This is a genomic window from Streptomyces sp. NPDC014894 (assembly GCF_043080985.1).
GTDB lineage: Bacteria > Actinomycetota > Actinomycetes > Streptomycetales > Streptomycetaceae > Streptomyces.
This window is the reverse complement of the sequence record NZ_JBIBWD010000020.1, coordinates 110,925-124,732: the sequence shown is the minus strand read 5'-3', so window position 1 is coordinate 124,732 and position 13,808 is coordinate 110,925. Positions and strand designations below refer to the sequence as shown.

Annotated in this window: 8 protein-coding genes; 5 read left to right on the top strand and 3 right to left on the bottom strand. The window is 74.9% G+C overall.

The window, feature by feature from the left end:
- The first annotated feature begins 49 nt into the window (after nucleotides 1-49).
- From ACF089_RS33085 to ACF089_RS33065, 5 genes are all read left to right on the top strand, one after another.
- Entirely contained in the window at nucleotides 50-1,246 is a 1,197-nt protein-coding gene (locus tag ACF089_RS33085) for a sensor histidine kinase (protein ID WP_392034915.1), read from the top strand.
- Nucleotides 1,247-1,569: 323 nt separating this feature from the next.
- A complete protein-coding gene (locus ACF089_RS33080; protein WP_392034984.1) occupies nucleotides 1,570-2,904 on the top strand; it encodes a sensor histidine kinase in 1,335 nt (444 codons plus the stop codon).
- Between the two features lie 354 nt (nucleotides 2,905-3,258).
- On the top strand, nucleotides 3,259-3,918 hold the full coding sequence (locus tag ACF089_RS33075) for a response regulator (protein WP_392034981.1): 660 nt from the start codon (nucleotides 3,259-3,261) through the stop codon (nucleotides 3,916-3,918).
- A 249-nt stretch (nucleotides 3,919-4,167) separates the two neighbouring features.
- Nucleotides 4,168-6,129, top strand: a complete 1,962-nt coding sequence (locus ACF089_RS33070) for a 2-oxoacid:acceptor oxidoreductase subunit alpha (RefSeq protein ID WP_392034913.1) — start codon at nucleotides 4,168-4,170, stop codon at nucleotides 6,127-6,129.
- Nucleotides 6,122-7,171 carry a 2-oxoacid:ferredoxin oxidoreductase subunit beta gene (locus ACF089_RS33065; RefSeq protein ID WP_392034912.1) on the top strand — a complete coding sequence of 350 codons (1,050 nt, stop codon included), beginning with the start codon at nucleotides 6,122-6,124 and terminating at the stop codon, nucleotides 7,169-7,171. Before ACF089_RS33070 ends, ACF089_RS33065 begins: the two co-directional genes overlap by 8 nt.
- Nucleotides 7,172-7,336: 165 nt before the next feature.
- Here the strand turns inward: ACF089_RS33065 and ACF089_RS33060 are convergent, their stop codons facing one another.
- The 3 genes from ACF089_RS33060 to ACF089_RS33050 form a co-directional block, all read right to left on the bottom strand.
- The gene (locus ACF089_RS33060) at nucleotides 7,337-9,505 is read right to left on the bottom strand and encodes a bifunctional serine/threonine-protein kinase/ABC transporter substrate-binding protein (protein ID WP_392034909.1); all 2,169 of its coding nucleotides are present in this window, start codon (nucleotides 9,503-9,505) and stop codon (nucleotides 7,337-7,339) included.
- 247 nt (nucleotides 9,506-9,752) lie between these two features.
- The gene (locus ACF089_RS33055; RefSeq protein WP_392034978.1) at nucleotides 9,753-11,927 is read right to left on the bottom strand and encodes a bifunctional serine/threonine-protein kinase/ABC transporter substrate-binding protein; all 2,175 of its coding nucleotides are present in this window, start codon (nucleotides 11,925-11,927) and stop codon (nucleotides 9,753-9,755) included.
- 1,001 nt (nucleotides 11,928-12,928) lie between these two features.
- Nucleotides 12,929-13,759 (bottom strand): hypothetical protein, encoded by an 831-nt coding sequence (locus ACF089_RS33050; protein ID WP_392034906.1) that lies wholly within the window; start codon nucleotides 13,757-13,759, stop codon nucleotides 12,929-12,931.
- Nucleotides 13,760-13,808: the final 49 nt, after the last annotated feature.

Below are 13,808 nucleotides of genomic sequence, written 5' to 3'. Positions count from 1 at the left end.
CCACCTCCCCCATGGCGCGCGGGCGGGGCGGCCGGGCAGGCTGGCCCCCATGAGCGTCAGCGACACCACTTCCGGCACCGCCCGCAGAGCGGCCGACAGCGACCGGCCGCCGCCCGTCGGATTCGCCCTCCCCGGCCACACCTGGAAGGAGATCGCCCATCTCCTCGCCAATCTGCCGGCGGCGTTGATCGGTTTTATTTACGTGGCGTTCACAATCAGCGTGGGCGCGGGGCTGTCGGTGACGGTGATCGGGCTGCCGACGCTCGCGCTCGGACTGGCGGGGGCGCGGCTGATCGGCCGCCTCGAGCGGGGCCGCGCCCGGGCGCTGCTGGGGGTGCGGGTGGACGAGCCGAGTCCGCTGCGCGGGACGGGGCGGCCGAGCGGGCTCGTCCGCCGGGTGGTGTGGGGTCTGAAGGACCCGGTGGCGTGGCGGACGGTGCTGTACTGCTTCATCCGGCTGCCGTGGGGGGTGCTGACCTTCGGCGTGGTGATGGTGAGCCTGTTCGTGCTGTGGCCGGTGCTGCCGTTCATCGCGCGCGGGCTGACCAACGCGGACCGGGCGATGGTGCGCGGGCTGCTGTCGCCGTCGGACGAGCTGGAGCGGCGGGTGGCCGAGCTGGAGTCGGACCGGGGGGTGGTGGTCGACACCGCCGCCGCCGATCTCCGCCGTATCGAACGCGACCTCCACGACGGAGCACAGGCCCGCCTCGTCGCCCTCGCGATGGGCCTCGGGCTGGCGAAGGAGAAGCTCCTGGAGGACCCGGACGCGGCCGCCGCCATGGTCGACGAGGCCCACGGAGAGGTCAAACTCGCCCTCCAGGAACTCCGCGACCTCGCCCGCGGCATCCACCCCGCCGTCCTCACCGACCGAGGGCTCGACGCGGCCCTCTCCTCCATCGCCGCCCGGTGCACGGCTCCGGTGCGGGTCTCGGTGGATCTCTCCGAGCGCCCGGCCCCGGCGATCGAGGGCATCGCCTACTTCACCGTCTCCGAACTGCTCCAGAACATCAGCAAGCACGCCCGGGCGACGAGCGCGTCCGTGGAGGTCTGGCGCTCGGCCGACCGCTTGCTGATCCAGGTCGGCGACGACGGCAGGGGCGGGGCCCGGCTGGACGGCGGTACGGGGATGGCGGGGCTCGCGGAGCGGCTGGGCGCGGTCGACGGGCTGTTCGTCCTGGACTCGCCGGAGGGCGGTCCGACCCGGGTCACCGTCGAGGTGCCGTGGCGGGAGCGCACGGCGGGCTGAGCCCCGCGCCGGAACGACCGCCGCCCGGACCGAGCCCCGGGCCGAGCCCCCCGCCGGGGCACGGCCGCCGCCGGCACTGAGCCGCGCCGGGGCACGGTCGCCGTCTCCCCATGCGCCGAGCCACGAGCCGGGGCCGACCGCCCCGCCGCGGCGAGGGCCGCCGGGCCCCGACCGCCCCGCCGGGGCCGGAATCCCCCGGCCCGCGCCCCCCATGGTGGGGAAAACCCCCGGTCGGAAAGGGCGACCGCCCTCATGGTGCGGCCCCCGCCGACGGGCGCACCCTGGAAGTCATGACAGCCCGCTTCGCAGAACGGACGGAACCGATGGCCACGGACCACCACACGGCTGACTGGCGGGACCGGCGCGAGAGCCGGCCCCATCTCGTTCCCCCGGTGCTGCGCGCGCCCTTCGAGGGGCGCACCTGGCGGGAGTTCGGCCATCTGATGCTGAGCCTGCCGATCAGCATCGCCCTCTTCGTATTCGCCATGGTCACCGTCTCGCTCAGCGCGGGCCTGCTCGTCACCTTCCTGGGGATTCCGGTGCTGGCCGCCGGGCTCGCGGCCTGCCGGGGGTTCGGGGCGCTGGAGCGCGCCCGGGCCCGGGCGCTGCTCGGTCTGGACGTGGGCAGTCCCGAGCCGGTCAGGCCGCAGGGGAAGGGGATGATGGCGTGGGTCGGCGCGGTCCTCAAGAGCGGCACGTCCTGGCGGAATCTGCTGTACGCGCTGCTCCACCTGCCGTGGGCGGTGACCGCGTTCGCGGTCTCCCTCACCTTCTGGGTCACGGGCTGGTCCCTGCTGACGTATCCGCTGTGGCAGTGGGTCTTCCCCACGTACGGCAGCAATCCGGGCATCCAGGTCTACGGCGACTCGCGGGGCGAGGCCTTCTATCTGGACACGCCCTTCGAGATCGCGGGGGCGTCGGCGGCGGGTCTGGCGACGGTGCTGGTGAGCGCCTGGCTGATCCGGGGCTTCGCGCAGGTGGACCGGTTGATGGTGAGCGGGCTGCTGGGGCCGTCGCGGCTCGCCACCCGGGTGGTGGAGCTGGAGTCGGACCGGGGGGTGGTGGTCGACACCGCCGCCGCCGATCTCCGCCGTATCGAACGCGACCTCCACGACGGAGCACAGGCCCGCCTCGTCGCCCTCGCGATGGGCCTCGGGCTGGCGAAGGAGAAGCTCCTGGAGGACCCGGACGCGGCCGCCGCCATGGTCGACGAGGCCCACGGAGAGGTCAAACTCGCCCTCCAGGAACTCCGCGACCTCGCCCGCGGCATCCACCCCGCCGTCCTCACCGACCGAGGGCTGAACGCCGCGCTCTCCTCCATCGCCGCCCGGTGCGCGGTCCCGGTGACGGTGGAGGTGGACCTGCCCGCGCGCCCGGCCCCGGCCATCGAGGGCATCGCCTACTTCACCGTCTCCGAACTGCTCCAGAACATCAGCAAGCACGCCCGGGCCCGGCGGGCGTCGGTGGACGTGTGGCACTCGCAGGGCCGGCTGATGCTCCAGGTGACCGATGACGGCCAGGGCGGCGCGGATCTCACCTCGGGCACCGGGCTGGGCGGTCTCGCGGAGCGGCTGGGCGCGGTCGACGGGGTCCTCGCCGTCGACTCGCCCGTCGGCGGCCCGACCACGGTCACCGCCGAGCTGCCCTGGCGCGGCTGAACGGCACGACCCGGGCCCGGCGCACCGGCCGGGCGCGGCTCGGCGCCGCTCGGCTCGGCGCGGCTCGGCTCGGCGAGCGCCCGGCGTCCGGCGTCCGGCGTCCGGCGTCACAAGCGCCGGGCACCGGGCGCCCGACACCGGGTCATCACGTGGTGAACCCGCCCGCCACGACCGGCGGCGGGCGTCCCCGGGCGGGCACGAACCTCGCGTACCGCCGTGAAACGCCCCCTCGCACCCCCGGAACCCGATCCTCCGCCCTTCGGCCCCCACAGTCCGGTCCCGATGCTGGGATGCTGGTGGGGACAAGGGCGGGACTGGGAACGACATGGGGGCGTCAGCGCCGTGGAAGACAGAGTGCGCGTGGTCATCGCCGAGGATTCGGTACTGCTCCGGGAGGGCCTGACCCGGCTGCTGACCGACCGGGGGCACGAGGTGGTGGCCGGGGTCGGCGACGGGGAGGCGCTGATCAGGACGATCGGCGAGCTGGCCGGCCGGCGGGAGCTGCCGGACGTGGTGGTCGCCGACGTCAGGATGCCGCCCACCCACACGGACGAGGGCGTACGGGCCGCCGTACGGCTGCGCAAGGAGCATCCCGGGGTCGGGGTGCTGGTGCTCTCGCAGTACGTGGAGGAGCAGTACGCCACCGAGCTGCTGGCGGGCAGCAGCCGCGGGGTCGGGTATCTGCTCAAGGACCGGGTGGCGGAGGTGCGGGAGTTCGTCGACGCCGTCGTCCGGGTGGCCCGGGGCGGCACCGCCCTGGACCCGGAGGTGGTGGCCCAGCTGCTGGGACGCAGCCGTAAACAGGATGTTCTGGCCAATCTCACTCCGCGTGAGCGGGAGGTCCTCGGTCTGATGGCCGAGGGGCGGACGAACTCGGCGGTCGCCCGGCAGCTGGTGGTCAGCGACGGAGCCGTCGAGAAGCACGTCAGCAACATCTTCCTGAAGCTGGGCCTGTCCCCGAGTGACGGGGATCACCGGAGGGTGCTGGCGGTGCTCACCTATCTCAAGTCGTAACGGACTGACGCTCCCTCAGCCGCCGCGGGCGCGGCCGTGGTCCTAGACCCAAAGGACGAGCGGGGCGTCGCACCCCGGAAGGCTTACAGGGGTGGATAAATTATGACAAATAGGGTCATTCAAGCGTCTCAAAGGGACGTCCATCATGTGGCCTCCCCAGGGTAGGACACCCTTACCCACGTAGGGTGGCTCTGGGACGAACAGCGGGACGGTCGGCCCGAACAGCCGCCTCAAGGGAGGTTCAGTTCAGTGACCAGTCAGGTCAGCAGCCCAGCCGAGCGCGCCGATGAGGCCGATGAGTCGAACGAGGCACTCGTCGGCGGACAGCGCGGACCGGCCATCGACGGCGATCCGGGGTCGAAGGAGGTTCGACGGCTGGACCGGGTGATCATCCGGTTCGCGGGCGACTCGGGTGACGGAATGCAGCTCACGGGTGACCGGTTCACCTCGGAGACCGCCTCGTTCGGGAACGATCTCTCCACCCTGCCGAACTTCCCCGCCGAGATCCGCGCCCCCGCCGGAACCCTCCCCGGGGTGTCCTCCTTCCAGCTCCACTTCGCCGACCACGACATCCTCACCCCGGGCGACGCCCCCGACGTCCTGGTCGCGATGAACCCCGCGGCGCTCAAGGCCAATCTGGCCGACGTCCCGCACGGCGGCGAGATCATCGTCAACACCGACGAGTTCGCCAAGCGCGCCATGGCCAAGGTCGGCTACGCCGCCTCGCCGCTGGAGGACGGCTCGCTGGACGCCTACCGCGTCCACCCCGTCCCCCTCACCACCCTCACCATCGAGGCGCTCAAGGACTTCGGACTCTCCCGCAAGGAGGCCGAACGCTCCAAGAACATGTTCGCGCTGGGTCTGCTGAGCTGGATGTACCACCGGCCGACCGAGGGCACCGAGGCCTTCCTGCGGACCAAGTTCGCGAAGAAGCCGAACATCGCCGAGGCGAACATCACCGCCTTCCGGGCCGGCTGGAACTTCGGCGAGACCACCGAGGACTTCGCCGTCTCCTACGAGGTGGCTCCGGCCACCAGCGCCTTCCCGACCGGCTCGTACCGCAACATCTCCGGCAACCTGGCGCTGTCCTACGGCCTCATCGCCGCAGGCCGGCAGGCCGATCTGCCGCTCTACCTGGGCTCCTACCCCATCACCCCGGCCTCCGACATCCTCCACGAGCTGTCGCGGCACAAGAACTTCGGCATCCGCACCTTCCAGGCCGAGGACGAGATCGCGGGCGTCGGCGCGGCCCTCGGAGCCGCGTTCGGCGGCTCCCTCGCCGTGACGACGACCTCCGGCCCCGGAGTGGCCCTCAAGTCGGAGGCCATCGGGCTCGCGGTCTCCCTGGAACTGCCGCTGCTGATCGTGGACATCCAGCGCGGCGGCCCGTCCACCGGTCTGCCCACCAAGACCGAGCAGGCCGACCTCCTCCAGGCGATGTACGGACGCAACGGCGAGGCCCCCGTGCCCGTCGTCGCCCCGATGACGCCCGGGGACTGCTTCGACGCGGCGCTGGAGGCGGCCCGGATCGCGCTGACCTACCGCACCCCGGTCTTCCTGCTCTCCGACGGCTATCTCGCCAACGGCTCCGAGCCCTGGCGGATCCCCGAGACCGCCGACCTGCCCGATCTGCGGGTCCAGTTCGCCACCGGCCCCAATCACACCGAGGCCGACGGCACTGAGGTCTTCTGGCCCTACAAGCGCGACCCGCACACGCTCGCGCGCCCCTGGGCCGTGCCCGGCACCCCCGGCCTCGAACACCGCATCGGCGGCATCGAGAAGCAGGACGGCACCGGCAACATCTCGTACGACCCGGCCAACCACGAGCACATGGTCCGCACCCGCCAGGCGAAGATCGACAACATCCGGGTCCCCGACCTCGACGTCGACGACCCGGACGGCGCGGCCACCCTCGTCCTGGGCTGGGGCTCCACCTACGGGCCCATCACGGCCGCCGTCCGGCGGCTGCGCGCCGAGGGCGTCCCGATCGCCCAGGCGCATCTGCGCCACCTCAACCCCTTCCCGGCCAACCTCGGCGAGATCCTCGCCCACTACCGGCGCGTGGTGATCCCCGAGATGAACCTCGGCCAGCTCAACACCCTCATCCGGGCCAAGTACCTCACCGACACCCGCAGCCACACCCAGGTCAACGGCATGCCCTTCAAAGCCGCCCAGCTCGCCACGGCCCTCAAGGAGGCCATCCATGACTGAGGCACTCTCCCTGGTCCCCAAGGCCGAAGCCCGCCAGAGCATGAAGGACTTCAAGTCCGACCAGGAAGTCCGCTGGTGCCCCGGGTGCGGCGACTACGCCGTCCTCGCCGCCGTCCAGGGCTTCATGCCCGAACTCGGCCTCGCCAAAGAGAACATCGTCTTCGTCTCCGGCATCGGCTGCTCCTCCCGCTTCCCGTACTACATGAACACCTACGGGATGCACTCGATCCACGGGCGCGCCCCCGCGATCGCCACCGGGCTCTCCACCTCCCGCCGCGATCTGTCGGTCTGGGTCGTCACCGGCGACGGCGACGCCCTCTCCATCGGCGGCAATCACCTGATCCACGCCCTGCGCCGCAACGTCAACCTGAAGATCCTGCTGTTCAACAACCGGATCTACGGGCTGACCAAGGGCCAGTACAGCCCCACCTCCGAGGTCGGGAAGATCACCAAGTCGACCCCGATGGGCTCGCTCGACGCGCCGTTCAACCCCGTGTCCCTCGCGATCGGGGCCGAGGCCACCTTCGTCGCCCGCACCATCGACTCCGACCGCAAGCACCTCACCCAGGTGCTGCGCGAGGCGGCCGACCACCCCGGCACGGCCCTGGTCGAGATCTACCAGAACTGCAATATCTTCAACGACGGCGCGTTCGAGGTCCTCAAGGACCGGGACCAGGCGCTGGAAGCGGTCATCCGTCTGGAACACGGCCGCCCGATCCGCTTCGGGGCCGACGATTCCAAGGGCGTCGTCCGCGACTCCCTGACGGGAGACCTCTCCATCGTCGCCGTCACCGAGGAGAACCAGTCCCAGATCCTCGTCCACGACGCGCACAACCCGTCGCCCACCACCGCCTTCGCGCTCTCGCGCCTCGCCGACACGGACACCCTGCACCACACCCCGATCGGTGTGCTGCGCTCCGTCCGGCGGCCGGTGTACGACGACCTCATGGCGGACCAGCTCGACACCGCCGTCGCCCAGCAGGGCAAGGGCGACCTCGGCGCGCTCCTCGCGGGCAACGACACCTGGACCGTCGCGGGATAGCCGGACAGCCGGACGCCCCTCCGGGACGGACGGGCGCGGAAGAGGGTCGGGGGACGTCCGGGCGCACCGGACGTCCCCCGACCGGTGTCCGGTCCGGCGTCCCGACCGGTGTCCGGTCCGGCGTCCCGACCGGCCGCTGTCAGGGCCGGCCTCTGTCCCAGCCGGTCAGGGCTTCGCCCCGGCCGCCGGGCGCGCGCCCAGGAACCGCGGCCGGCCGTTCTCGATCCGGTGCACGAAGAGTCCGCCTTGGCTCTCGTCCAGCAGCTCGGTGGTGGGGCGGAAGGCGACCGTCTTGGCGACCCCCTCGTACGTGGTCTCCCGCAGCCGCCCCAGCAGCGCCGCGCGCGCCGTCCGGTCCGCGCCCAGCTCCCGTATCGCCCGGGCGAGCCAGAGCACCGCGTCGTACGTCTCCGCCGCGTACCGCCCGGGGCCGGGCGCGGGCCACCGCTCGCGGTACGCGGAGTGAAAGGCGCGGGCCCCCGCCGACCGCGCCGGATCGATGTACGGGGTGCCGAAGACCCAGCCCTCGGCCGCCCCTCCCGCGCCGGTGAGGAACTCCGGCTCCAGTACGGCGTCGAGCGCGCCGCGCGGTCCGGTGAAGCCCCGCTCGCCGAGGGCGCGGGCGAGCAGCGCCGCCCGGGACGGCGAGGACCCCGCGTAGATCACCGCGTCGGTCCCGCCGGACAGGGCCGCGCGGGCGAGCGACCCGAAGTCCGCCCTCCCGGCGGGCAGGGGGTGGACGGCGACCTCGCCGATGCCGGACGGCGCCTCCCGGAGCAGCATGACGGTGTCCCAGGAGAAGTCGGGGTCGGCCCGGTCGTCCACGACGGCGACCCGCCGGGTCCGCCGGGCGGCGAAGTACCGGGTGAGGGAGGCGAGCAGCAGCTTGTGCCCGGCGCGCAGTTCGAAGTACGCGCGCCGCTCGGCGGGCTCCATGGTCCCGGCGACGTCCGCCGAGACCGTCACCAGCGGGAACCGCTGTTCCAGATGGCGCAGCAGGGTCTCCCGGGTGAACTTCGCGGCGGTCAGGTCGAGCACCGCGAGAACGGCCGGGTCGGCGGCGAGCGCCGCGGCCGCCTCCCGGGCCCTCCGGGCGTCTCCGCGGTGGTCCAGCACCTTGAGCCGCAGCCTGAACGGGCTGTCCGGGTCCGCGTTGAAGGCGTCGGCGGCGAGCCGGGCGGCGCGCTCCCGGGTGAGGCCGTCGGCCCCGCGCGGTCCGCTCAGATCGGCCTGGATCCCGATGACCCGGCGGGGCAGCGGGCCCCGGGCCGGGTCGTCCGCCCCGGATCCGCCGGGCGAGCGGCGCGCCAGCCAGGCCGCGGCCCCGCCCGCCGTGAGCACTCCGGCGGCCGAGCCCAGGGCGAGCAGCCGCCGCCGTGAGGTCTTCCCCCGCGCCGCCGCCGGGCCGACCACCACGGTGGGCTCGGGCACCGGCAGATCGAGGACGCGCGCCGAACGCTCGGCGATCAGGGCGGGGAGTCCCGGCGGAAGCCAGCCGGCGCCGGGGCTCCCGGACGCGCCGGCCGGGGGTGCGCCGAGCGCGTCCTCCAGCGCTTCGGCGGTGGGCCGGTCCGCCGGATCCTTGGCCAGGGCGGACCGGACCGTCCGCAGCAGCCCGGGCGGGAGGCCGTCGAGGTCGGGCTCCTCGTGGACGGTGCGGAAGACGATCCCGGCCGCCGTCCCCGTGCCGAAGGGCCGCCGGCCGGTGGCGGCGAAGGCCAGCACACAGCCGAGGGAGAAGACGTCGCTGGGCGGGCCGACGGCTCCGGCTCCGGCGGCGCGGGCCTGTTCGGGGGAGAGATAGCCGGGCGAGCCGATCACGGCGTCGGTGGCGGTGAGCGCGGTCGCCCCGGCCGAGCGGGCGATGCCGAAGTCGATCAGGCGCGGGCCGTCCAGCGCGAGCAGCACATTGCCGGGTTTGACGTCCCGGTGGACCAGACCCTCGCGGTGCGCACCGGCGAGGGTCCCCGCGAGCCGGGTGCCGAGGGCGCGGACGGTGTGCTCGGGGAGCGGGCCGTGGGCCGCGACGGCCTCCCCGAGGGAGGGGCCGGGGACGAACTCGGTGGCGAGCCACGGTTCGCGGGCCTCCGGGTCCGCGTCCACGACCCGCACCACCCAGGGGCCGGTGATCCGCCGGGCGATCTCGGCCTCGCGCCGGAAGCGGGCCCGGAAGCCCGGGTCGGCCGCGTGCTCCGCCCGGATCACCTTGAGCGCGCAGAGCGCGCCCCCGGCCGAGCGCGCGAGATAGACGACTCCCATGCCGCCCGCCCCGAGCCGGCCCGCCAGCCGGTATCCGGCGATCGACGACGGGTCCCCCTTCTTCAGCGGCCGCATACGCCGTCCCCTCCCCCGGCCCGGCCGACCGCGACCTCGACCGCGCGGAGCCGGGTGCCCGCACCCGCGCCGGGACGCGTACCCGGTCCTGTGCGGGGGTCCGGCTCCGCGCGCGGGCACGGCCCCGGGCCGGTGCGGGTACGGGCGCGCGGGCACGGCCCCGGGCCGGTGCGGGCGCCCGCTCCGACGCGGGTACGGGCCTCACGGCCGGGGCGCGGGCCCGCCCCCGGGGCGGTCGGGCGCACAGTCAGGCCTTCCGGAGGCGGCCGGGGTCCTCGGCGGGCGCGTCGGCGAGATAGCGGAAGCGTCCGCCCTCGGCGACGTACAGACAGGTGCCGAGCCCGTCGAGCTGGCCCCGCTCCGGCTTGAACCGGTACTCCCCCATGATTCCCTTGTAGCGCCCCCGGCGGACGGAGTCGGCGAGGGCCCCGCGCCCGGGCGTCCCGCCGTCGCGCACCGTCCGCACCAGCTGCCCGATCATCATGCTGATCGCGTCGAACGACTCCCCCGCGTAGTGGCCGGGAGCCCGGCCGTACCTCTTCCGGTACGCCGCCGCGAACGGCTTGGCGGCCGGCTTCCGGGACGGGTCGGCGACCGGGGCCCCGACCACCCAGCCGTCGGCCGCGTCGCCCGCCAGTTCCAGGAACTCCCGGCCGAGCACGCGCGGTCCGGCGAGCAGCGGCCCGTCGAAGCCGGCCGCCCTCAGCGCGCGGGCCGCCTGGGCCGCGCTTCCGGCCCCGCCCGCGTGGACATAGGCGTCGATGCCCGCGTCGACCATTTCGCGGACGACCCGGGCGTAGTCGCCGACCGAGGCGGGCACCACCCGGGGGTGGGTGCGGTGGCCGTACCGCGAGCCCAGCATGTGGTTGATCATCGCCGCGTACTGCCAGGCGTACTGGTCGTCGGTGCGGTCCTGGAGCACTCCGGGGCGGGCGACCGGTCTCTTCAGCTGCCGGTAGAAGTTCTGGAGGACATAGGCGAGCTGGGCCGCCGTCTCCGGGTGGCCCGGGCAGGCCTGCATGAAGGAGCGGCTCGGCTTCGAGGTGAGCAGATTGAGCCCGGCGGAGACCGTCATCAGCGGCAGCGCCGCCTCCTCGTAGACCGGCAGCACCGCCTGGGTGGTGTAGTCCCCGGTCGATCCGAGGACGGCGGCGACCTCCCGGTCGTCGGCCAGCCGCCGGGCCGCCGCGAGCGCCCTCGTCTCGTCGCCCGCGTCGTCCGCCGCCGCCAGATGGAGCGAGAAGGGGCGGTCCGGGCGGGTGTTGAACGCCTCGACCGCCAGGCGCGCGCCGCGCTCCTGCTCGATCCCCAGCTCCTTCTGGGGGCCGCTCAGATCGGCCTGCACGCCGATGGCCCACTTCTTGCGGCGGGGCGGTGCGCCCGCCGACGCGTCCCCCTCGTCGCGCAGAACGGCCCAGAGGGCGGCGCCGGCCCCTGCGGCGAGCAGCGTGCCGCCCCCGGCCAGCAGCGCTCTTCGCCGGGCGACCGGCTTCGGCGCCGGCTCCGGCTCACCGGCGTGGGTGGGCTCGATGTCGGGCAGGGCCAGCATGCGCGCCGAGCGCTCGGCGATGGTCCGTACGACCTCGGGGGGCAGCCACGCCGTGCCGCCGGGCGGGGTGTCCTCGGCGAGGCGCTCGGCGACCTCGGCGGCCGTCGGGCGCCGCCCGGGGTCCTTGGCCAGACAGGCGGTGAGCAGCTCGGCCAGCCCGTCGTCGACTCCGCCGAGATCGGGGTCGTCGTGGACCGTGCGGTAGAGCAGCGCGTCGACCGCGCCCCGGCCGAAGGGGAGCCGGCCGGTCACCGCGTACGCCAGCAGACAGGCCAGCGCGAAGACGTCGCTGGGCGGGCCGATCTCGGAGCCGCGCGCCTCGGCCTGCTCGGGAGCGAGGAAGCCGGGGGTGCCGACGACCATGTCGGCGGCGGTGAGCGCGGTGCCGTCGGCGGGGCGGGCGATGCCGAAGTCGATCAGGCGCGGGCCGTCCAGCGCGAGCAGCACATTGCCGGGTTTGACGTCCCGGTGGACCAGGCCCGCCGCGTGGACGGCGGCGAGCGCCCGGGCGACGGCCGCGCCCAGGATCCGCGCGCCGCGCGGGGGCAGCGGGCCGTGGGCGGCGACCGCCTCGGCGAGCGAGGGGCCGGGGACGAAGGCGGTGGCGAGCCATGGTTCGGGGGCGTCCGGGTCGGCCGCCGCGACCGGCACGGCCCAGGGGCTGGAGACCCGGCGGGCGGCCTCGACCTCGCGCCGGAAGCGGGCCCGGAAGTCCGGGTCGTCCGACTGGTCGGAGAGGGTGACCTTGACGGCGGCCAGCTCGCCCGAGTCCGTACGGCCCAGATAGACGACGCCCATGCCGCCCGCGCCGAGCCGGCCGAGCAGCCGATACCCGGCGATCGCGGACGGGTCCCCGGGCCGCAGCCCTTCCAGCGCCCCGGGGTCCGCCCCGGGGTCCGCCCCGGCCTCGGCCCTGGGCGGCGGGCCTCCCGGCGGACCGGCCGCTCCCGGAACACCCGGCTCCCGGGTTTCCGGAGAGCCGGATCCCGAGCCGGACGGCACGCCGGGCCTCCGACCGCCCCATGACGCGTCCCGGGGCACGAACGGAACCCGCGGATCCGGCCGCCCTGCCGAACCGGCCTGCCCGCCGGGACCGGACGCGTCCCGGGGGCCGGCCGCCCCCTGACGGCGATCGGTCCGATCGCCGGAACCGGCTTCGCCGCCCGGCCCCGACCGCGCGCCGGGACCCGTCGCGTCCCGGGGGCCGGCCGGACGTCGGGGATCGGCCCGGTCGACGGATCCGGACGCGTCCCGCGGACCGGCCGGGCCGGATCGGTCGCCGGGGCCGACCGCACCGCCGGGGGCGGGCCGGTCGGCCGGGGTCGGCGGGACACCCGCGCCCGCCGGGGCCGCCGGGGCCGCCGGGGCGGACCGAGCACCCGCGCCCGGCCGGTCCTCGGGGCCGGGCGGGGCGGTGTCGGGGCGACGGGACTCGTCCTCCGGGCGAGGTCCGCCGGAAGCCGGGCCGGGGCCGTCGGCGTCCCGGCGAGGGGCTTCCCGGACCGGGCCGGGGTCGTCGTCGGCGGCATCCGGGCGGGGCACTTCACGGGCCGGGCCCGGGCCGTCGTCGTGGGCGGCGGCGTTCGAGCGAGGTCCGCCGGAGACCGGGCCGGGGTCGGCGGCATCCGGGCGAGGGGCTTCCCGGACCGGGCCGGGGTCGGCGTCGGCGGCATCCGGGCAGGGCACTTCACGGGCCGGGCCCGGGCCGTCGTCGTGGGCGGCGGCGTTCGAGCGAGGTCCGCCGGAGACCGGGCCGGGGCCGTCGGCGTCCGGGCGAGGGGCTTCGGCGTCCGGGCCCGGGGCGTCGGGGGACAGGTCGGGGCCGTCGGGGGACGGGCCCGGGCCGTCCGGGGGCGGGTCGTGGGGCGAGGGGCTCATCCCGCGGCCTCCAGTCGCGTTTCGAGGCGGTGCATCATCCCGGTCAGGGCCTCGGCCCTGGCTTTGTTGATCTCGTTCTCCGTACGGCCCGCGGCTCCCTTGGTGACCGCGGCGACGGTGACCTGTCCGAGCCGCGACTGGAACCACCCGTACTGATACGGCCGGTTGTCGAATTCGGCGCTCAGATAGCGGCCCAGCTCGCCTATCGAGTCCTCGGCGGTGAAATTGCCCCCGGTGCCGAAGGCGGAGCCGATGGACATCAGCTCGGCGATCCGCTCCCCCTCGCGCAGCTTCTGCCCGGGGCAGCGCAGCGCCTCCTCCAAGGTCTCGGCCATCTCCCACTCCGCCTCCCGGACCCCGCGGTGCACGGTGACGGTGGCGGCGACGCGGAGCGGGCCCCGGCCAGCCTCGGCCGGCAGCTCGCTGTAGGCGGTGACGCTGTGCAGGACATCGGAGGGGAAGGATCCGCTCCGCCAGACGCAGCCCTCGTCGAGCACCGGCCAGTGGCCCGGCGCGCTGAGCGCCGGGGTGCGGGCGACGAACCCGGGACCCCACAGCTCGGGGCCCGCCACGACCGCGCGGGCCAGCTCGCGGGCCGCGTCCCCGGTCCGGGGGGCGCGCGCCGGATCGGGATCGAAGCCCAGCCCGGTCGGGACCGGCGTCGGGCTCGCGGCCTCGCCGGACCGGGTGTCGCCGGACGTCTTCGCCTGCGGGCTCCCGGTCCCGCCGGGCGGATCCTTCCGGCCGTCCGCGCCGGAGCAGCCCGTCCACAACAACCCGCACGCCAGCACCCCGCCGACGGCGCGCACCGCTCTCCCGTACGCCATGGTCCCCCCACCACACGTTCCAGTGTCGCGTCCGATCGTACGACCCCGT